The organism is Lysinibacillus sp. NPDC097287 (assembly GCF_044761695.1).
In the GTDB taxonomy this organism is placed as follows: Bacteria; Bacillota; Bacilli; order Bacillales_A; family Planococcaceae; genus Lysinibacillus.
Map to the genome: position 1 here is coordinate 264,201 of NZ_JBIWCX010000001.1, position 22,097 is coordinate 286,297.

Here is a 22,097-nt window from a genome sequence, read left to right on the forward strand (position 1 = left end):
ACTAATCAGTCTCTTTTTTACTATAAAAAAGACGGCTTTATTGCCGCTCATTCATCATTGAAATATAGTGAATCAATTGATTTTTAATGATGTTCGTTACTTGCCCGTCTTGCTTCAATTTGCCTAGCACAAGTCCCCCTTCAAGCGTCGAGACAATATATACCGCCGTATCATACGGCTGAACAGATTGCTTCAAATCCCGCTGGCTGATTCCTTCTGCTATTATTTTCTCTACCCAATGAATTAACATCTCCATTGCTTCATCAATTAACGGAAGCAATGTACTGCCCTCCAGGTCATCCATTTCAACCGCTGCATTAAAAATCGGACATCCCCCAATCATTGGCTTACCTTCACTCAATTGTAAAAAGGTCTCCACTAAAGCGAGTAATTTCTTTTCCGCTTTTTCATGCTGCGATACACTCGCCATGAGATGATGACGCATCGTTTCTGCAGAAAATTGAAAAGCCTCATGCATCAATTGCTCTTTATCTTTAAAGTGCCTGTAAATCCCCCCTTTTTGGATATTTGTTTCTTGAATAATGTCATTCATCGTTGTTGTGATATAGCCTTTTTGATTAAAAATCACGGCTGATTTCTGAATAATATTCCGCCTTGTTGCCTCGCCTTTTTTCATGTTTACCCTCCATAAAAGATACCGTTTGGTTTCTTTTATTGTAGCATATACTTTTTGAATTGAAAGAAAATTTTATACGATGAATTATTATTATTTAGCTGGGTCTTCGTTTTTCAGCAAACAACTCGCTGAAAAACGAAAACAAATCAGCAGTGAAGAAGAAACTTCACAATAACTATAGAAGGAAAGGATCCTAGGCTTTTCATTGATTTTTTTATTCATAGGGAGTTTTTCAGCGTTCCTTTTACCTTTATCAGCACTCATAGGCTTTTTTCAGCATTCGTATTATTTACTACCTTCAATTCATGAAGTTTATTTCTCTAAATCAATTACAATCGGCTCAAGCGTTATTTCCTTATAATCCGCAACTTCTGATGTAGCACTACTTACTACAGGATCACCATATGCATCGACGCTTTCAATTTGCTCACTTGGATTCCCCGAAGACTTCAACATGAGTAGCTGCGGAATAATTGTTAACTTTGTCGCACGTTCATCTATTTTCTCAAATATTTTTCCTGTATTCATAATGCCTGGGTCGTCTATTTCGCCATGCCCACCCATGCCCTGACCTTCATAGACATTCCCCACATCATCCATCATTGAATACTCAAGACTTATATGATCCCATTGTTCTGAAACTTGTTGTGCTAGTTGCTCTCTTATGGAAACAATGACTGACATTGGTGTTTTCGTGATTTGCTTTACTGTTACTTTGACACCATCTTGCTCTGTGGATTGATTAACTAGTTGTGTGTGTTGTTCTGTCGCATCAACGGAAAAAGCAAAACGCCATTTACCATTAATGACTGTATTTGTTTCTTCGATAAATATTTTATCTACTTTCCATATAAAATTTGCCATATCCTTTGCAGCTTGACCAAAACTTCCTGCCGTCAATATACCCACATAATTAAAATCATCCACTTTTTTTATTTGTAAACCAAACGTCCCTCCGTTGATATCGTTAAAAGAAGCCGTATGACGAAATTCCGGCTGGTCTCCTAATGCTTTTTCGCTTTTAATGTCCATTGTGACAGTAATCGTTTCACCATCATAAATGGCATCATTTAGAGTAATTTTAATCCCTTTACTCTCATCAGATAATCCAATCGCTGTCGAAAATTCTTTATAATTTTCATAAAGTGCAGCCCGGTCCCCATCTATAAACTTGAAAATATCTCTAACAATTGGAATACTACCTGCCTGCGCTGGGAAAGTAAAACCTAATATAGTACCCGATAACCCCAAGAAAAAAAAGGCTACAGCAATTTGTCGCCACCAGCTACCTCGTTTTTTCTTCTTTGTCATTCTTTGTTTCAATTGACTCTTCATTTGTGCTTTTTCAATATCGCTAGCCTCAAGTTCAACAAACTCTGTATCATCTAATTGCACATCATTTAATAATTTATAAATGTCTTTCATACAAGGCTACCCCCTAACTTCAAATCTATGGCTTGTTGCTGGAGTTTCTTTTTCCCTCTATAAATGCGATTATCGATGGCCGCACGTGTTACGCCAAATCGTGCTGCAATTTCCTCTGTTTTCACACCTAGGAAAAACTTCATCAGGAAAATTTCACGATCCATTGCATCAAGTCCATTTATCAACTGTAGTAATTCTTCATGATTTTCGATTTGAATTAACGCTTCCTCCACAGAGTCTTCAACAAGCAAGTCTGTATGCTCAGAGGAAACTTCCTTGCTCTGTCCTGCCTTCCTGTAATAATCGATTGCCTTAAATTTAGCAATCGCACACACCCATTTTCTAAAATCAATCGCATCCCCTTTAAATTGGACAATGTTATCCCAAACACTTAAAAATACGTCATTCATACATTCTTCCAATAAATGTTCTTGTTGCAGTGGCATCAGCACTTTATATACAACACCTTTAACAAGGGGTAAATAATGATCGACGACATATTCAAGCGCATCCTCTTCTTGTCTTTTTAATCGCTTTATAAAATTTCGTTCATTTGACTTCATGGCACCAATTCTCCTTCTTACCTTTTCTCGTAAAGGCCTCTACACTCTATACAACGTAAAATCTTTTTATTTCTCTCATAAATAAAAAAAGCTTGCGATTTTATCAACAAGCTATCACTCTATATATTACAATTTGATTAAATTTTTATATTTCACTCATGATTTTACATTTTTTGTTTCAAATATTATACAATAATAGTATGGTGTTAAACTAAATTACAGGACATAATATAAATTAAATAGATTGATAGGAGATATTTTGTGAAACGTATATTGAATATAAAAATTCTGAAACTTGTCATTGAATATAAAAGACAAGTTATGTATAGAAAAGCCAAGAATTTAGGCTACTCACATCCAAAGGTAATAAATTGTAGTCAAGAATTAGACGCCTTACTGAATATGTATTTGAAACAAGTATCTTAATTAAAATTATATATACCTCTAAAAAATCAAAACATAATACAAACCCAGCATAAGAGACTTATAGAATAGCGCTCCTATTCTGGGTTTGTTATTGTTCTTTTTAATCAATTATCTTTATGAATAGTTTGAATTCTACTTCTTTCAACGATGTTTCTTTTTCATTAATGATTGTTTCGTGTCCATTCGCTATTAATAATTTGATTATTGAATGAAAGATTGATATTAAAGAGGCTCTACATGGAGAATTCCTGTGCAGAGTCTTTTTTACCTCTATTCAACAATTCGATAATTATTTGGAAAGTATACAGTTTTCTTTTATAATAGGTACTATACTACCTTTATAGGGGGAATTTAACTTGAATAATAGATATAGTAAATGGGTTGTAAGTGTTGCATCAGCGGCATTAGTAGCTTCAACAATAGTACCTGTAGCGAATGCTGCAAGCTTTTCAGATATTAGCAAGAGTGACCATAAAGAAGCAATTCTAGCTTTAGCGGAAGCAAAAATCGTAGGTGGTTTTACAGATGGCACGTTTAAACCGAATACTGTTTTGACACGTGGAAATGTAACGAAGTTTTTAGGGAAATGGCTTGTAGCTGAAAACTTCAGTATTCCAGAAAACTTTGATAAGAAAGCACGCTTTACGGATTTGCCAACGACTTCAAAAGATAAGGAATTATTACAATATGCCGCACTTTTGAAGGACGAGGGTGTATTTAAAGACTCCGATAATAAATTAATGCATACGAATAATATGACACGTGAGGAAATGGCTGTCGTGTTAGTTCGTGCAATTAAAACGGTTTATAATGTCGATCTAGTAGCGAAATATAGAGAAGAAAAATATGAAACTGCGATGACAGATTTAGTTAAAGCATCTGCTAATGAAAACCGTGAAGCGATTATTGCATTAGAATACGCAAAAATCACAAACGTAAAGAATTTCAATCCGAAAAATACATTAACACGCGGACAGTTCGCATCATTTTTACATCGTACAATGACAAATATTGAACAAAGTGCACAAGAGCCAGAAGTACCTTTACTCATTCAAACCGTGACGGTTACGAATGAAACAACACTACAAGTTACATTAACAGATGGAACGCAGCATACGGTGACATTACCAACTCCATTACCAGAAAATGAAGAAACAAAAGTGGATTTTGTTATTAACGAAAAACCTTATTCAGCTGTCGTGACATATGAGGTAGCAGAGCTAAAAGTGAAATCCATTGATGCAATAAATGGGACACAGGTGAAGGTGGCATTTAACCAAGCAATTGATACATCGTCGGTGCTAAAAGCGGATAGTACAGTAGCTGACAATGTATTTGTTTTCTCTAATCTTGATACATTAAAAGCACTGCCTGTTTTCAAAACAGAGATTAGCGAAGATAAAAAAGAGATTACGTTTACATTTAAAGAAGCCTTAAAAGGAACACATCGTTATGTGTTGCAAAATGTAAAATCAGTAAAAGGTATGAATGTAAATAAATTAGATAGTACGATGGTGATTGTAGAAGATACAACAGCGCCAATCATTAAAGATACGAAACAAGGCAATGCATCGACGGTCACTGTTCAATTCTCTGAACCAATGTTAGCCTTTGCAAATGAGCAAATCCAAGCAACTTTACCAAATGGTGTGAGAGTTGTCGGCATTAAAGGCGCATTAGCTGCCAATGCTACAGAAGCAACTTTTGATTTATCTAGCGCAACTGCAAATGGACAGTTTTTATCACCAGGAGCTGAGGTACAATTGACTTTTAACGCAGCACGTGATGTGGCGGGCAATTTAATTTCACCAAACCCAGCGACGGTAACTGTGAAAAAAGGTGATAAAGACGGAATTGCACCTACATTAACAAGTGCACAACAAACAGGACCAACTACTTTCCAACTACTATTCTCAGAGGAATTACTAGCCATTACACCAACAGATTTAGCTGTATCGCTTGGTTCAACACCTATTATGGTGACAAAAGTCGAAAAAGATGTAACAAATGGTCGTTTATTTAATGTGACGCTGTATGGAAACTCGCCAATACTAGGCACAGTAACAATCGCAACAGATCGTCAACGTGTTATAACAGACCTTTCTGGAGAAGCAGCAACTTTCTCTACAGTTATTAATTTTGTGAAAGATGAGAGAGTACCTACACTTGTTAATTCTGAAGTAGTCCTAGATCAAAATATAGAATATTTACAATTAACATTTGATAAAGCCATGAAATTAAGTGGTTATCCAATTGCATTATTTACTGGCAGCTATATTCACCAAAATATCTTATATAATATGGCGAATGTTCCACCAAGTGAAGTGTTAGCTGTGAAAGATGCGCCGACGAAGGTTCGCATAAAGCTATCTTCCCTATTAAATAAATTTGATATGAAAGATGCTTCCTATGAAGGTACACTGACACTTTCTGGTGTTGCGAGTACATATGGTGTGGACTTAAAGCAAGTTGCGAACGTGAAATTTACCCGTGCAAGTGACTTAAACCTAAATAATAATAAGTTAGCACTAGTAGGCATTCGTACAGCTATTAATGATCCGAGGTTAGATAATAATGTTGTATATCTGCAATTTAATTATCCAGTTGATCCAGCCCTCGCAAAAAATATTGCGAACTATGTAATTGACGATGCACAAGTTGAAAGTGCTATTATTGAGTCAACAGACTTAAATAGTATAAAACTGACACTAAAAAAAGATTCAAACATATTTACAAATATGCGCAATATTACAATTAAAGGCATAAAAGCAACGAATTCAACAGAAATGTTTACTGAACTAAGAACAACGATTAACTTAAAAGAAAACCTAGCACCAAAAGTAGTGTCAGCCTATGTAACAAGTAACAGAACAATCGAGCTTGTCTTTTCAGAAGATGTTTCTACTATTTCTACAAAGGATTTTGACGTAAATATAGATGGCGCCTCTGTTGCAACAGCAACGCAAATCTCAAAAGATTCAAAAACGGTGGAAGTTACCATTCAAAATAGTAACTGGCTAAGAGCTGGTAGTATTGTGACGATTCTAAAATCAGCAACAAATGGTATAAAAGATAGCAATGGTAATAAGTTAGACTTCGAACCACTAGTTTTTCCCGTACCAGCTTATATTCAATAAAAAATAAAAATAGCAACATCCTCTTCAATTGAATTGGATGTTGCTGTTTTATTGTTCTCACAAGAAAAAGTACCTTTATACAACAATTTGTTCCCTTCTACTACACTATGAAAGATTCACAGATCACATTAACATCATCCTACTTTTCTTCTTTTGAACGTATGCGATTCAGTAAAAATCCACCTTTAAACGATTTTGGTTCATACGAAATAATGAATGCGTTAGGTTCAAATTTTTCAATTAGATGAAATAGCTCTGCTTCACGATTACGTCTTGTCAATATTTCATATTTATAACGATTACTATCACGTCCTTCACCAATATAAGTCGTTACGGCGAAACCTTCTAAACGAAGGAATTCGACCATTTCTTCATTTTTTATCTTTGTATTAACGGTTGTATAGACATAACCTATTGCTAATTTCTTTTCAATAGCTGTACCCGCAAATATTCCTATTCCAAAACCAACTGCATAAATTATCATCGCTAAAACACTTTGGTCTCCATTAAAAACTAGAGATAAACCAAATACATAAATACTCATTTCTAAGACGCCAATTATAGCAGCTAATGTTGTGATGTTTTTTACTAAAAAGATTGTACGCAATGTTAGTAAAGGAACATATAAAAGTTGTAACAATAAAATTAAAAGTAAATCTTGCATTTTGTTCCCTCCAATTTTTATTGTGCATGCATAATATATAGTTACCTTATTCTTCATTTACGCAAACATACAAATCTATCCATTAATAAATTAATCAACAAAACCCTGGTTATTCTTTAGAATAAAATTATATACCCGCTTTATACTTATTAATGCGAGATTCTTTTTGTCCATAAATTTTTTCATTTACTTCTTTATCTCGCTGATTTGTTTGTTGTTTGAAAGTAAGCTGCTCCATTAACATTTTATCGAGTGAAGCTGAAAGTTCTCTTCCACCAGTTTCACAAAGGATTTCTTGTTGTTGCTTCACTTCTTTCACAAGAATCTTTTCGCCATCTGCTTTAATAATATAATGTCGGATGTAGCCATCTTCACTTCTAATTTCAAATTTTGCTTTCTTCTTTTTCTTTTTCCCTTCATCTAAAAATAAATCCGAAGACAAACTTTTCATTTCGTTCTCTCTTACAGTTCCGACGCTTGATTGAATATTCATTTACTAAACTTCCTTTCTCTCATAAAGTTTTATTTATCTATTAAAATACTGTTAAATATGCCTTCTAAAATAGAGGTTACTTCATTTAATATCGGAATTATTTTCCATAATTAAATTTTATTCTCTGCCAAAATCGAATTTCTATATTCAAATACCATGATATAAAAAATGACAACTGTATACACAGTTGCCTTAAACATGCCCATTGCTTTATTCATTTTATAGTTATCCTCAGCATAACTATGGCGTTGTTTGTGCCCCGGCTACTGCCATATTTTCTATTTCAGCTTGTCGCTTAGCCGTTTTCCACCTACCAAACATCATGATCACGAGTGCAAAAAATACGATTACCCCTGCAAAAATAAGTGCAGCTTTATAGCTACTATAAACTCCTACCAGCTTTCCAGCGATGATTGGACCGATGATTTGTCCAAATGCGTAAAACGTTGTTAAGATCGATACAACCGCTCCACTTTGCTTCGGAAACTGTTGACGAGCATAAGAGGTCGTTAACGTGACGATTCCAACAAACGTTAGGCCAAATAAAAACGAAGACAATAACACGCTCCATACTGTTTGTGAAAATACCGGTAACAGAATACCGATAACTTGCAGTATGTAAGCCACAAACAAAATCTTAATAGCTGAAAACTTCTCCATTAATACCGTCCAAACAGGGGCTGAAGGAATCGCAGCCACACCAACAATCACCCAACTATACGATGAATACGCTTGAAGCGAGGGAATATTATGAATGATGTCTACTAAAAAAGTACCTGTGATGATATAGCCTAGCCCTTCAAAGCCGTATGCTGCGATAAGCCATGGCATAAAGCCTTGCGTCAATTTTGATTCAGTGGATTTAGTCGCTTTCATGCCATCGTGAACTTGTAAACCTCTCCATAACACAACTGTAATCAGTAAAAATAATGCTGATAAAACGCCTAATCCGATCCACGCTCCTTGCCATGCAAAACGTGCCTCCATATAAGGTACAAAAAGACCTGAAATAGCAATACCAAGACCTATCCCACTAAACAAATAGCCAGACCAACGTGTTAATGTTTGCTTTGCTAAATAATCCATAATTATACTTGATGTTAAAACAAAAATTAGTCCACCCGTTATACCAGCAATGAGACGAAGCGCAAGCCAGACACTGTATAGTTCAATGAGTCCCATCAACACTACCGAAAGAACATTGATCACTACGCTTATAAGTAAAAAGGCTTTTCTCTTACGATAAATAAACCCAGCCCACAGTGCCCCGATAAAATAGCCAATATAATTACTAGATGCTAAAAATCCTGCCACTTCAAATGAAAAGCCTGCATCATGACGCATAAATGGGAGAATTGGCGTAAACGCAAATCGACTGATGCCCATTGCGACAACAAGTAATAAAACTCCCCCAAACAAAATGCCACCCTGTTGACGATTCATATCCCTACCCCCTACTATTTTTTCTGTTAATAAAAGGATACTTGGTGAAAATTAATAAATCTAATATATAATTTATATAAATCTATAAATTACATTTATACAAAGGGGTATAGGATGAATTTACATGCACTTCGCTTGTTCACGAAAGTAGCAGAATTACAAAGTGTTTCGAAAGCCGCTCAAACACTAATGATTAGTCAACCAGCCGTCACGATACAAATTCGAAATTTAGAAAAAGAACTTGGTTTAACCCTTGTTGAATCGAAAGGGAGAGGCATAACACTGACAAGTAATGGGGAATTTTTATTTAAACAGGCACAACGTCTTTTTGATTTAGAGTTGGATATTGAAAACAAAGTTGAACAGCTGAAATTCACAGGCATCGAAGAATTACATATTGCCGCTACACATGTACCTGCTCATTTTCTATTGCCGAATTGGATGGCGAAATATAAACAAGCCTATCCAACAACAAACATCCATTTAAAAACGGAAAACTCAAAGCAAGTAATCGAACAACTTTTACACTACAAAGCTGATTTGGGCTTTATTGTAAAAGAAGATGGGCATCACCCTGATATTGATTACACATTTCTCATGAATTTAGACTATTGGTTTATCGTCCCTTTTGAACACAGAATTGCAGGACAGGAGGTTTCCCTATCAACATTAATGAATGAACCATTTATTTTACGCGAGGATGGAAGCTCCACAAAAGAATTATTAATCTCTTTATGTAAAATACATAAAACGCCCCCACCAAAAGTTGGTCTGCAATTTAATGGCATCAACGAATCCATCCATGCTATTGCCGCAGGATATGGGGCTATGCTAGCACCGTCCATTGCAGTTTCTGATTTTATCCATCGTAAACAGGTGGCACGTGTTTTTGTGAAAAACATTGATATTCAACGCCCGATTTATCTATGTACAAGAAAAAACGAACAACATACACCTTCTATTTTAACTACTTTTATGAAATTCATAGAGTAATAAATATAAGAGAAAACCCCCCTCCGTTATACGGAAGGGGCATTTAGCTATGAATCTTTATGCAAATTACAAACTTTTTGTGCCTATTGTTATTGTTTTAGTCACTGAAAAGAATTCTTTTGCAGCTTGTCCTTGCTCACGGGCTCCTGTACTTGAGTTTTTCATGCCTCCAAACGGTGCTTGAGGTTCTGCACCTCCCGTTTCATCGTTTACTTGAACAAGTCCAACCTCACTACGCTCAATAAAATCAAAGGCTTTTTGAATATTAGTTGTATAGATGGAAGCACTTAATCCGAACTCTGAATCATTTGATAAACGAATGGCATCTTCATAATCTTTCACCTTCATCACTGCAAGTACTGGTCCAAATATTTCTTCGTGAGCAATTGCCATCTCATGTGTCACATTTGTAAAAATCGTTGGATCTATATAATATCCTTCCGATTTACCTTGTGTAGGCCCACCGCCAAATACAAGTTCAGCCCCCTCAGATTTTGCTTGTTCAATCGCTGCTAAAATACCATCATATTGCCCTTTAGATGCAACAGGGCCCATGGTAACACCAACTTCTATTTTTTGCGCCTCTAGGATTAAATGTTCTAAGACTTCATCATAAACAGCTTCCTCGATGTACACTCGACTAGTTGCCGTACAACGTTGGCCAGTCTGCTTCATCGCGCCTTCGATAGTCAACTTGGCAGCTAAATGGATATCAGCATCCGCTAAAATAATGGCAGCATTTTTCCCACCAAGCTCAAGTTGGATTTTCTTTTTTGTAGGGCCAGCAGTATTCAAAATACTTTGCCCAACACTATTAGAACCCGTAAACGTAATAGCCTTAACTTCAGGAGCTTCTAACAAAACTTGCCCTACTTTCGAGCCACGCCCCTGCACAACGTTCAGAACGTTTTTTGGCATGCCAGCTTGTTCAAATAGCTCACCAATTAATTTTCCTGTTAACGCTGTTTCAATAGAAGGCTTCCAAACGACTGTATTGCCGTACACTAATGCAGGCGCAATTTTCCACAAAGGAATAGCCACAGGGAAATTCCATGGTGTAATAGCGGCCACAACACCTAGTGGCACACGCTTCGTATACAATATTTTCCCTTCACTTGCAGATGGCAATACCTCACCTGTTGCTCGCATACCTTCTTGAGCGAAATATCGCAAGATGGAAGCACCACGTTTCACTTCGCCTATCATCTCGTTTTTCGTTTTACCCATTTCACGCGAAGCAGTTTCTGCCACTTTATCGATATTTTTTTCGAATAGGTCTGCCGTCACGCGTAAAATTTCACCACGTGCTACTGATGATGTCTTTTTCCACCCTTCAAATGCTTCTTGTGCTGCTGTAACGACTGCTTTCGTTTCATCTAGTGTTAATAGCTCAACTTGGCCGATACATTCAGATGGTTTTGCAGGATTAAATTGTTCTCGAATTTCTCGAATGATAGTTGTCATAAAACCCCTCCTTAAATTGCGACTGTTTGTAGCACGTCTTTTAATGGTGTATAGGGAATGTTATGAGCATTTGCTACAGCTTCATACGTCATTTTTCCGTATACTGTATTCACACCTTTTGCTAACGCCTCATTTTCTAGCACAGCCTTTTCGTAGCCTTTATTAGCTATTTGCAAGGCATATGGTAAAGTAACATTCGTTAAAGCGATCGTCGATGTTCTCGCTACTGCCCCTGGAATATTCGCAACGGCATAATGTAAAACGCCATGTTTTTCATAGACTGGCTCACTATGTGTTGTAATACGGTCTATTGTTTCAATGGAGCCACCTTGGTCAACGGCAACATCGATAATAACGGAACCTTTTGGCATTTCCTTCACCATGTCTTCCGTCACTAAACGTGGTGCACGAGCTCCAGGAATTAATACAGCACCAATTAATAAATCAGCTGTCTTGATTTCCTCTGAAATATTAAAAGTATTGGAAATGCGCGTTCTTAAACGTCCAGCAAATTGATCATCCAATTGACGCAAACGATCAACATTCGTATCTAAAATTGTGACATCCGCGCCTGCACCGACAGCCATTTTTGCGGCATTTGTCCCGACAATTCCTCCACCAATAATGACCACTTTGGCTGGTGATACCCCTGGAACACCTCCAAGTAATACACCTTTTCCGCCTTCATGCTTTTCTAAAAAATGCGCACCTAACTGTACAGCCATACGTCCTGCCACTTCACTCATAGGCGTCAATAATGGTAACGCACCGTTTTGTAGCTGAACCGTTTCGTAAGCAATCGCCACGACTTCTTTTTCAATGAGCTGTTTCGTTAATTCAGGTTCAGGTGCTAAATGGAGATACGTAAACAGAATTAGATCTTTCTTAAAATATCCGTATTCTTGTGGTAATGGCTCTTTCACTTTTATGACCATGTCTACATCCCATGCTTCAACAGCTGTAGGGACGATTTCCGCCCCTACTTCTATATACGCATCGTCTGTAAATCCACTACCTAATCCGGCGCCTGTTTCTACCTTTACGAAGTGACCATTTTTCAAAAGGTCAAAAATACCTCCAGGTGTCATACCTACACGATTTTCATTATTTTTTATTTCTTTTGGAATGCCAATAATCATTGCTCACCCTTCTTTCTCATCAATTGTTTTGCGGACATATTCAAATGTCTCATCTAAAATACGGAGCATTTCATCCAACTCTGCTTTAGATAAAATCAAAGGTGGAGAGAAAACAACTGTATCTTGATCGTAGGTAACCGTACGTAAGATTAAGCCGCGTTTCATCGTTTCTTGTACGAAAATTGGGCTTAGCGGCGTCTCGAAAAGCTCGCCAGTTTCACGGCTTTTTACTAATTCAATCGCTCCAAGTAATCCAATTGTACGAACGCATCCGATAAAGCTATATTTTGCTTGAAGTGCTTTGAAGCCTTCTAACATCGCTTCACCCATTTTTGCTGCATTATCTACAAGCTTTTCATGCTCAAGAATTTCTATATTTTTCAGCCCAACTTGGCAAGCAAGTGCATGACCGCTGTAAGTATAACCGTGCATTAATGTACCTTTTGAAAGTTCACAGTAATCTTTATGGATTTTTTCTGAAATTGCGACGCCACCAAGTTGCGCATAACCGCTAGATACGCCTTTAGCAAATGACATCATATCTGGTACTACGCCATAATGCTCCATGCCAAAATATTTCCCCGTACGACCAAAGCCCGTAATGACTTCATCTGCAATGAATAAAATACCGTACTCATCACAAATAGCTCGTACTTCTTTAAAATAGTCTTTTTGCGGAATATTGACGCCTCCAGCACCTTGTACAGGCTCTGAAATAAACGCTGCAACAGTTTCAGGTCCTAGCTCTTCAATCGTTTCGCGTAAATTACGTGCAGATTGATTGTATACATAGTGGAAATCAGGTGCAGGTGAGTTCGTAAAATCACGAAACGCTTGTAAACCTGTCGCACTTGTAGCACCCATCGCTACCCCGTGGTAGGACTGCGTACGTGAAATAATTTTTTGACGCTCTGGCTGCCCTTTTAGTAACCAGTAATGACGTGCTAATTTTATTGCTGTATCATTCGATTCTGAACCACCTGAAGTGAAAAATACTGTATTTAAATCTCCCGGAGTTACTGAAGCAATTTTAGTCGCTAATCGAATTGCTGGCTCATTACTAAACGAAGAAAAGCATGAACTGAATGCAAGTTTAGTCATTTGTTCTTTTGCAACTTCAGCAATTTCTTCACGGCCATGGCCGACATTCACATTCCATAATGAAGACATTCCATCAATATAGACATTGCCTTCTACATCTTTTAAATAAATGCCTTTCCCTTCTGTGAAAATGGCAGCTGGTCCTTGAGTTTGTTGTTGTTCAATAGACGTAGTTGGATGAAGAAAATGCTTTTGATCTAATGCCTTTAACTCTTCTTTTAGTTGAATTGTCATAAATACCATCCTCTTTCCGATTAAAATTTCATACACTTTTATAAAAGCAATTTCCGTGCCAACTACAAAAAAAAACGCATTTTCTTTTTGAAAATGCGCTTTCATACTGTTGATAAAGTATCATGTTCATAAAAATTGTGAATTATTCTATCTTTAAAATGGTCTCTACACCAAAATTGGTACATAAAGACTCCTTTAACTATAGTAACGTGATGTTGATTTCCGTTCCGGCTAGGCGCTTTCCGGGGGGCGTCCGATGAGCCGCTTCACTCACTACGTTCGCTGCAGGGTCTCATCTGGGACGCTAATCCCCCAGGAGTCGCCTAGCCTCCACTCCAATCAACTAACAATCAAAAATCAATATGCACTTTCATCAAACGTATCCTTCACTTTGGATGATGAATACCAATGATATAAGTAATATCATCAGATCAACTCCAGCTGCCGGTCTGTACAGTAGTCCTTTTATCTCCACTCAAAATTAGAATGGTTCACATTCTTTTACTATCCCGATAAGAAAATTCTAGTTGATTGGAGTGGAAGGCGGCGCTCCTAGGGGATTAGCGAGCAACTTGAGACCCTGCAGGAGCAGTGTGTTTTGCGACGAAGCGGCTCAAGCGCCGCCTGTAACGGAAATCAAAGGGCCTTGAACAAACTCTTATAGAATCTACACAAGAATTCATTGACGTAATTGTTTTTCATACTAGGTTCTAGATGCTTTAATAGATGATTGTATAAAAATATAATTTAAAATAAAGGCTCTTTGTCAAAACATGTACTTGACTTAAAAGAAAATTACAAATGTAAGCACATGGAACGGAAGGCGGCGACTCCTTGGGGATTAGCGAACAGCTTGAGACCCCGCAGGAACGTATGTGACGAGGAGGCTCAAGGTTCGCCCCCAGGAAAGCGTCCGCCTGTAGTGAAATGTGCCGTCAAGTACAGATTTTGATGTAGAGCCAAAATAAATAATGTATTTTTTCATTATCATTGCAATTTGACATTATATTCATTGCTGTATTGCCATATAAATTGCATAGTTGCAAATATGATGTGAAAACGCATCATTAATCTTTATATGAAACGTGACGTGTTAGTTGGTATTTTTGTATTTTTCGAACTAATGTAGATTGATCGCAGCCAAGTGATTTTGCAGCTTGGCGTATACTCGAATGTTCAGATAACGCCTGCTTAATCATTTGCTTTTCAAACAAGGCTACCTTCTCCTTTAATGTACCATTATACATCGTAGCCGGTTCGTGCTCTTGCTCGTATTTTTTTTGAATTGGATTTTCCGTATGACGAACTAGTATAGGATTGCTATCCAGCTCTTGTTGCACAGTATTTACAGTTATTTCTGGTTGTGTCGCTAATAAGCAAATGCGCTCCACCATATTTTTTAGCTGGCGGACGTTACCTGGCCAATCGTACGCCTCTAATATTTTTATGGCAGACGATTCAATCGTCCGATGGATACCATACTTCTCTTCAATTAAAGCTAAAAAATGATTAACCATTGGAATAATATCTTCGCGCCGCTGCCTTAATGATGGGATTTCAATCGGGATAATATTTAATCGATAATATAAATCCTCCCGAAAACTACCTTGCCTAACCATTTCCGCTAAGTTGCGATTCGTCGCTGCAATAATACGCACATCAATTGGAATAGGCTTTCCACTACCTATGCGCTGTACTTCAGACTCTTGTAGCACGCGCAATAATTTCGCCTGTAGCAGCAAGGGCATTTCACCAATTTCATCTAAAAACACCGTTCCCCCAGATGCAATTTCAAATAGCCCTGCTTTTCCGCCTTTGACTGCCCCTGTAAATGACCCCGCTTCATAGCCAAAAAGCTCTGATTCTAGTAATGTTTCAGGTATTGCACTACAGTTAATCGTTAATATTTGCTTTTGGCTGCGTCTGCTATACGCATGAATAAGCTTTGTAATTTCCTCTTTACCGACTCCCGATTCGCCACCAATTAACACAGTAGAGTCTACTTCTGCAACTCTCATGACACGCTTGACTACTTGCATCATGGCCGGTGACACGGCGATTAAACTACTTTTTAAAGACTCTTCATTATGTAACGTTTGGAGTTTACTTTTAAAATTTTCATTTTGAACTTCTAATTTTTCCACTTCTTGTTCTAACAATTTTAGCTGTGTCATATCACGTGTAATTGCTACTACATATTGCAACTCATTGTCTTCATCAAAAATCGGCTTTCCTGACACTAAAAAGCATTTTCCGTTAATGAATGTTTGCAAGATCGTTACTTTTTCTTTTGATTCAATCACTTTCATCGATATTGAATCACTCATTAACCCTTCAGCTATTACGTCTTTTGCGTATCTTCCCATTAAATCTAGGCCGACAATTTCAATATCTATATCATTTTGGAATAATATTTTACCCTTACGATCACAAATTGTAATACCATCTGAAATGGAATTTAATACTTTATTTGATAATGGGTTCATAAAATCAATATCGCTAAACTGCTTCAATGGTCTTACATAAAATAAGTTACCTTGCGACGTTACTAATACATGTACAAAATACCCTTCTACCTTAAAGGTTTCTTTACCTTTACAATAGTGGTTTACTATTTTTTCAAGAAGTTCGATTTGGATATCGCTTTTTACAATTACTTCATGATTATTCACAATAAAAAAATGTTCCTCTTTATTTAGTCCTTTTGTCAACATGTAGGTCACATCCTCCCAAAACTTGAATACCCTTAGATAGCATGCTATCTAAGGGTATTCATCTTTAAATTAACATTCTACTCTGATGCTAACTTTTCCTCTATTTGCTCATTTGATATTTGCTCAGGTGATTTTGAAGATAATTTCCTCATAGTAAAGAACAGCACAATCGAACCCACTACTACTATTGAACTTAAGTAGAACTGAGGGCGTAAAGATTCAATTAGTACTTGGCATAAATAAACGACTGCTAATATGCCGATTGTTACATACGATAAGCCTGGGAATAACCACATTTTAATCGCTAATGGCTCGCCCGAGATTTTATCATAAGAACGTCGGAATCGAATTTGTGAAATCGCTATAAAAATATAAACAGCAATCATTAGACCCCCAACACAGTTACCTAAAAAGTAGAAAATGACTTCAGGTGAGACGAAGTATAATAATGCGCAAATATACGCTACCACTGTACTACCAAGAATAGCAGGCACAGGTGCACCACGCCGGTTTTTAATTTGCGAGAAGATTTTTGGTGCATTGCCTTGGCGTGACATTTCAAGTAACATACGTGAGCTCGTGTAAAGTGCCGAGTTTAACACAGAGATAAGTGAAATAAAAATTACTATTTGAATAATTTGAGCAGCTATTGGTAACCCAGCCATCGTTAAAATATTTGCATAAGGAGCTGCAAGCATTTTTGAATCATTCCACGGCAAAATCAAGATCATAATCGCTACTGAACCAACGAAAAATAACCCTAGCCGGAATACAACATTTCGAATGGCACGCACGATATTTTTCGCTGGGTTTTCAGACTCTGCTGCTGCAATAGCAGCGACTTCAGCACCACAAATTGAGAAGATAACAAATACAATCGCTGTGAGAATCGGTACAATACCATTTGGTGCAAAGCCACCAAACTCTGTTAGAATGCCAATCCCTTTTGGCTCATAGTTTGGCCAAATACCTAAAATCATCGCTGTACCAACAACTAGGAATACGATTATTGCGGTAACTTTAATAAATGATATCCAGTATTCAAATTCGCCGAATGATTTTACGGAGTAAATATTAATGATTGTCATTAATAACGTAATGCCTACCCCACCGACCCAAACTGGAATAAATGAAAACCAATTATTTAGCATTCCCCCAATTAGTGCAGCTTCTAACCCGACAATAAACACCCAACTTGCCCAATATAACCAGCCCACTGTAAAACCTGCCCACGGTCCAATATATTTCCCTGCATATGAAGCAAATGAACCTAGCTCAGCCGAGCCACCAGACTTTTCCCCTAAAGCCATTTCTCCCGATGCCATTTCCCCAACCATTTGCATGATCAAGACTATGAGTAAACACGCAATTGCATACGACACAACAGCCGCAGGACCCGTACTTAAGATGTTTTTCCCCGTACCTACGAATAGTCCTGTACCAATTACTCCTCCAATAGAAATCATAGTAATGTGTCGTGTCTTCAGTGATTTTTGCAAAGCTCCCATTAAACCACCCCTTAGTGTTTTTAAGTAGACATTTACTAGCACCTTCCTTCTAATTCAATGCCTACTGTTCAATGAGCAATTCTGATGCCAAAATCTCCATACACGCAAAAAATAAATGAATTATTCAAAAAAACTGTGCTTTTTCATTTAGAAAATACCACTCTACATCTGCAATTATTTATGAATAAAAAAATTTGGATGTACTTTAAAATTCCTTATTCCATTAATAAAATCGATTGCACATTCGAATAATTGATGCAAAATAACATCATTCATATATTTTTTGCATCTTGTTATCCATAAGCTCGATTGAAGGAACTCACAATATTCATTTCTTCTCTATACTTCGCAACTGTGCGTCTTGAAATTTGAATGCCCTCTGCACATAAAATCTCTGTAATTTGTTGATCAGCTAATGGTTTTTGTTTATCTTCGGCCTCGATTAGCTGTTTTAGTTGATTTTTTATATACGCAATAGAATTAATTTTTCCAGAACTATTCACAAGACCTTTTGCAAACAACGATTGTAAAGGATATATCCCATGCGGAGCTTGTATATACTTTCCACGAATTGCTCGACTAATCGTTGATTCATGAACACCTAATACATTCGCCATATCTTTTAAACGCATGGGTTTTAATGCATCTACTCCGATTGAACAAAATTCCGCCTGCAACTGTAGTAGACACCTGGCAAATTCGTAAAGTGTTTTATCTCGCTGTTCAATTCCTTGTAGTAACGCAAGTGCATCTTTCATTGAGTTCTGGTAGTAAGTTTTATAGCTTGGGTCGTTTTTGAGTAAGGCGACGTATCTTTCATCAATGGAAACGGACGGTAAATAACTTCGATTTAATTTGATAATCCATTCTCCTTCTATTGCCATTATTTCTATATCAGGAATGACATATGGTATTGTTTCGAATTTATCACCTGTAATTTTCGGCTTTAAGTTTTTTATATAGTGAACGATTTTTTTCACTTCTTGTAGAGGCATGTTGTATTTCTTACTCAACTGTTTGACCGCTTGCGCTGCTACTAATTCTAAATCCAAGCTGATAAATTGTGATGCCATTTTAGGTGCAAACGGGTCGCGATCCATTTGTATGAGTAAATATTCTTTAAAACTGCGTGCACCTACCCCAACAGGTTCAAAAGTTTGAAGTAAATCTAGCATTTCCTCTACATGTGAAAAGGTCGTTTTAAACTTATCGACTACGATTTCTAACGCTACATCTAAAAATAGGCGATCATCCAAAGAACGAATTAAGAATGTTAAAATTCCCAAGTCTAAAGCAGATAAATTTTGATGTATTGGCACTTGTTCGAATAAGAACTGTTCATAGCTTGCCCTCTCAGCGAGCTTCATCTCGATTACGTTGAACTGATCATTTTTTGATGCATTATGATGCGATGAAAAAGTGCTGAAGGAACAATTTGCTAATTTCGTAATTTCCTCATAATGACTTTTCGCTTTTGCGTCAGTCACGACTAACAAGGGATTTTCATTAGCTTTCTCATAAATATATTGCTCTAGCTCATTCGTTGAATATTGAAGTATTTCTAAATGTTGCACAAGTTGTGCTGATAGTACTTGTGTTACCTTTTGCGAATTTTTAAGAGTCATTTGCATACTTCGACACCTCCGAAACGAAAATTTCTATATAACAACACTATTATTCTTCAATTTTCAGTCTTTTCCTCTTTATAGAAATTCTATTACTCCGCTTTAAGAAATCACCTTCCCTTTTGTGCTACAAACTAAACGCACCTTATCTTCTACTTCAATCTATATATTCTCTAAATAAACCAATTATTAATTATTTAAATTTTTAAATTATTACAAAAAATATTTGACTTGGTACTATTATCCAGAATAAAATACACATATAACGTAATAGTTATTATAATGCGGTAAAAGGAGAGGTTGTTTAATGTTTCAATTACCAGTTGTTAAATTTACAGAAGAGCAGGAACAATTTCGTTTAGAAGTTCGAGCCTTTCTAAAAGAGGAACTAGCAAAAGGTACTTTCATCTCAAAATGTGACTCGTGGTTAAGTGGAGATGATCCTGAGTTTTCAAAAATAATCGGGCAAAAAGGCTGGATTGGCATGACTTGGCCAAAAAAATATGGTGGACAAGAGCGAAATACAATAGATCGTTACATTTTAACGGAAGAGTTTCTAGCTATCGGTGCGCCCGTTGCAGCACATTGGTTTGCCGATCGCCAAACAGGACCACTTCTTTTACGCTATGGGACCGAAGAACAACGTAACCTTTTCTTACCTAAAATTGTGAAAGGCGAATGCTACTTCGGGATTGGTCTAAGTGAACCTAATAGTGGCTCAGACTTAGCATCCGTAAGTACACGTGCCGAAAAAGTTGAGGGTGGCTGGATTGTAAATGGCCAAAAAATATGGACTAGCAACGCTCACCTTTGTCACTACATGGTGACTTTAGTACGTACAAGCCCATTCGATGGAAAAAATAAACACGCAGGGCTAAGCCAACTCATTGTTGATTTCCAAGCAGATGGCATAACTGTTGTACCGATTAAGTTCTTAACGGGTGAACATCATTACAATGAAGTATTTTTTGAAAATGTTTTTGTACCTGACAATATGGTTGTTGGAGAAATCGGCAATGGCTGGTCTCAAGGTTTAGCAGAACTTGCCTTTGAACGCAGTGGTCCTGAGCGTATTTTAAGTACATTCCCTTTACTTGACGAACTCATTCAAGAACTAAAACAACAAAAAAATACAGAAGGATTAAAACAGGCATCTAAAATTGTCGCACGTCTGTGGAGCTTACGTAATCTATCAATTGGCGTAGCTCAACTATTGGAATCCGGTGAAGGTGATGACGTGTCCATTCCTGCTGCCCTAGTCAAAGCGCTTGGGACAAAATTTGAACAAAGTATTCCTGAAATTACACGCTTATTAGTACAAACCTACCCAACACTTGATGCTAAGCGAAAAATAGATCGCTTAATGGCGGAGTCCATCTTACATGCACCAGGCTTTACAATTCGCGGAGGAACTTCCGAAGTTCTATACGGCGTGGTAGCGAAAGGAGTTGTAGCACAATGAGCGAAATGAAAGATATGATTTTAGACGTTGTAGAACGTATGTTAAAGGAAAATGTTGATAAAGATTTAGTCGATACAGTAGAACAAGGTCTTTGGGCACCAAAAGTATGGGAATTGTTCGAAGAAAATGGCATTCCAATTGTAGCCATTTCTGAGGAAAACGGAGGTGCAGGTGGCGATTTAGAGGATCTACTAAATATTGTTCGTTTAACCGGGAAGTATGCTGCCCCTATTCCGTTTGCTGAAACAACACTAGCTAACTATTTATTAGAATATACGAACTTACAGGTAATCAGTGATTTGGCGACATACATGTTGTCTAATGATCAAGCCTATACGCTAGAAGACAATAAATTAACAGGCGAAGCCATTCATATTCATTGGGCGCGTCATACAAAACACTTAGTGACACTTGCAAAAAGCGAACACGGCACGCATTTAGTAGAAATAGATTTAGGCAAAGCAGAAATTACGCAAGGGGTAAACTTAGCTGGCGAACCGAGGGATGCTGTAAAGTTTTCTAATGCCGAAGTTTCACAAGTCTCCGCAGCCCTATCATCTGATGAAATTCAAATACTCATAACATTTGAAACAGCCTTTCAATTAGCACAGATGACAGGTGCCATCGATAAAATAAACGACTTAACGGTTCAATATACAAAAGAGCGTGAACAATTTGGTCGTCCAATTCATCGTTTCCAGCTCGTTCAACAACATATTGTGAACTTAGCAGGTGAAACAGCTGTTGCCTTAGCTGCATTTAATAACGTCACAAACGCCCTTCTAACACAAAGTGGAAATAGTAAAGTGGCCTATGCACGCATTCGTTTTGAAGAAGCTATTCAAGCCGTAGCGACAATTTCTCATCAAGTTCATGCCGCAATCGGTACGACACACGAACATAGCTTGCACCAATATACGCGTAGACTTTGGTCATGGCGTGATGAAGGAGCGAACATCTCCCATTGGACAGAGATATTGGCAACACAACTGCTAGAAAATAGCGGTGACAACCTATGGGCGTATTTAACTGATACAAAAATTCCAATAACACAATAAGGAGTGGTTTT

17 protein-coding genes are annotated in these 22,097 nt (G+C 37.2%); 5 read left to right on the forward strand and 12 right to left on the reverse strand.

Features of this window, described 5'->3' with window-relative positions; translation table 11 throughout:
- Positions 1 to 37: 37 nt before the first annotated feature.
- From ACIQ2D_RS01210 to ACIQ2D_RS01220, 3 genes are all read right to left on the reverse strand, one after another.
- A complete protein-coding gene (locus ACIQ2D_RS01210) occupies positions 38 to 637 on the reverse strand; it encodes a TetR/AcrR family transcriptional regulator (RefSeq protein WP_402858146.1) in 600 nt (199 codons plus the stop codon).
- Between the two features lie 312 nt (positions 638 to 949).
- Positions 950 to 2,062, reverse strand: a complete 1,113-nt coding sequence (locus ACIQ2D_RS01215; protein ID WP_402858149.1) for a DUF4179 domain-containing protein — start codon at positions 2,060 to 2,062, stop codon at positions 950 to 952.
- Positions 2,059 to 2,625 (reverse strand): sigma-70 family RNA polymerase sigma factor, encoded by a 567-nt coding sequence (locus ACIQ2D_RS01220; RefSeq protein WP_402858152.1) that lies wholly within the window; start codon positions 2,623 to 2,625, stop codon positions 2,059 to 2,061. Before ACIQ2D_RS01220 ends, ACIQ2D_RS01215 begins: the two co-directional genes overlap by 4 nt.
- Before the next feature lie 261 nt (positions 2,626 to 2,886).
- On the opposite strand from ACIQ2D_RS01220, the gene ACIQ2D_RS01225 reads away from it, so the two are divergent.
- The gene (locus ACIQ2D_RS01225; RefSeq protein WP_402858155.1) at positions 2,887 to 3,051 is read left to right on the forward strand and encodes a Spo0E family sporulation regulatory protein-aspartic acid phosphatase; all 165 of its coding nucleotides are present in this window, start codon (positions 2,887 to 2,889) and stop codon (positions 3,049 to 3,051) included.
- 356 nt (positions 3,052 to 3,407) lie between these two features.
- On the forward strand, positions 3,408 to 6,188 hold the full coding sequence (locus tag ACIQ2D_RS01230) for an S-layer homology domain-containing protein (RefSeq protein ID WP_402858158.1): 2,781 nt from the start codon (positions 3,408 to 3,410) through the stop codon (positions 6,186 to 6,188).
- Positions 6,189 to 6,327: 139 nt separating this feature from the next.
- Here ACIQ2D_RS01230 and ACIQ2D_RS01235 read toward each other — a convergent pair whose 3' ends face one another.
- The 3 genes from ACIQ2D_RS01235 to ACIQ2D_RS01245 all read right to left on the reverse strand — a co-directional run bounded on the left by ACIQ2D_RS01235 (position 6,328) and on the right by ACIQ2D_RS01245 (position 8,788).
- Positions 6,328 to 6,852, reverse strand: a complete 525-nt coding sequence (locus ACIQ2D_RS01235; protein ID WP_402858161.1) for a DUF2179 domain-containing protein — start codon at positions 6,850 to 6,852, stop codon at positions 6,328 to 6,330.
- Between the two features lie 127 nt (positions 6,853 to 6,979).
- A complete protein-coding gene (locus ACIQ2D_RS01240) occupies positions 6,980 to 7,345 on the reverse strand; it encodes a hypothetical protein (RefSeq protein WP_402858164.1) in 366 nt (121 codons plus the stop codon).
- Positions 7,346 to 7,585: 240 nt separating this feature from the next.
- Positions 7,586 to 8,788 (reverse strand): YbfB/YjiJ family MFS transporter, encoded by a 1,203-nt coding sequence (locus ACIQ2D_RS01245; protein WP_402858167.1) that lies wholly within the window; start codon positions 8,786 to 8,788, stop codon positions 7,586 to 7,588.
- 114 nt (positions 8,789 to 8,902) lie between these two features.
- Here ACIQ2D_RS01245 and ACIQ2D_RS01250 point away from each other — a divergent pair, with 114 nt between their 5' ends.
- Positions 8,903 to 9,781 carry a LysR family transcriptional regulator gene (locus tag ACIQ2D_RS01250; protein WP_402858170.1) on the forward strand — a complete coding sequence of 293 codons (879 nt, stop codon included), beginning with the start codon at positions 8,903 to 8,905 and terminating at the stop codon, positions 9,779 to 9,781.
- Positions 9,782 to 9,847: 66 nt separating this feature from the next.
- On the opposite strand, the gene ACIQ2D_RS01255 is transcribed toward ACIQ2D_RS01250, so the two are convergent.
- The 6 genes from ACIQ2D_RS01255 to rpoN all read right to left on the reverse strand — a co-directional run bounded on the left by ACIQ2D_RS01255 (position 9,848) and on the right by rpoN (position 19,572).
- Complete coding sequence (locus tag ACIQ2D_RS01255; RefSeq protein WP_402858173.1) at positions 9,848 to 11,245, reverse strand: aldehyde dehydrogenase family protein; 1,398 nt, start codon at positions 11,243 to 11,245, stop codon at positions 9,848 to 9,850.
- A gap of 11 nt (positions 11,246 to 11,256) precedes the next feature.
- Entirely contained in the window at positions 11,257 to 12,384 is a 1,128-nt protein-coding gene (gene ald / locus ACIQ2D_RS01260; RefSeq protein WP_402858176.1) for an alanine dehydrogenase, read from the reverse strand.
- Between the two features lie 3 nt (positions 12,385 to 12,387).
- Positions 12,388 to 13,719 (reverse strand): aminotransferase family protein, encoded by a 1,332-nt coding sequence (locus ACIQ2D_RS01265; protein ID WP_402858179.1) that lies wholly within the window; start codon positions 13,717 to 13,719, stop codon positions 12,388 to 12,390.
- 1,067 nt (positions 13,720 to 14,786) lie between these two features.
- Positions 14,787 to 16,433, reverse strand: coding sequence for a sigma-54 interaction domain-containing protein (locus ACIQ2D_RS01270; RefSeq protein ID WP_402858182.1), 1,647 nt, complete (start codon positions 16,431 to 16,433; stop codon positions 14,787 to 14,789).
- 77 nt (positions 16,434 to 16,510) lie between these two features.
- Complete coding sequence (locus ACIQ2D_RS01275; RefSeq protein WP_402858185.1) at positions 16,511 to 17,941, reverse strand: amino acid permease; 1,431 nt, start codon at positions 17,939 to 17,941, stop codon at positions 16,511 to 16,513.
- Positions 17,942 to 18,234: 293 nt separating this feature from the next.
- On the reverse strand, positions 18,235 to 19,572 hold the full coding sequence (gene rpoN / locus ACIQ2D_RS01280) for an RNA polymerase factor sigma-54 (RefSeq protein WP_402858188.1): 1,338 nt from the start codon (positions 19,570 to 19,572) through the stop codon (positions 18,235 to 18,237).
- A 301-nt stretch (positions 19,573 to 19,873) separates the two neighbouring features.
- Here rpoN and ACIQ2D_RS01285 point away from each other — a divergent pair, with 301 nt between their 5' ends.
- A complete protein-coding gene (locus ACIQ2D_RS01285) occupies positions 19,874 to 21,028 on the forward strand; it encodes an acyl-CoA dehydrogenase family protein (RefSeq protein WP_402858191.1) in 1,155 nt (384 codons plus the stop codon).
- Positions 21,025 to 22,086 carry an acyl-CoA dehydrogenase family protein gene (locus ACIQ2D_RS01290; RefSeq protein ID WP_402858194.1) on the forward strand — a complete coding sequence of 354 codons (1,062 nt, stop codon included), beginning with the start codon at positions 21,025 to 21,027 and terminating at the stop codon, positions 22,084 to 22,086. Before ACIQ2D_RS01285 ends, ACIQ2D_RS01290 begins: the two co-directional genes overlap by 4 nt.
- Positions 22,087 to 22,097: the final 11 nt, after the last annotated feature.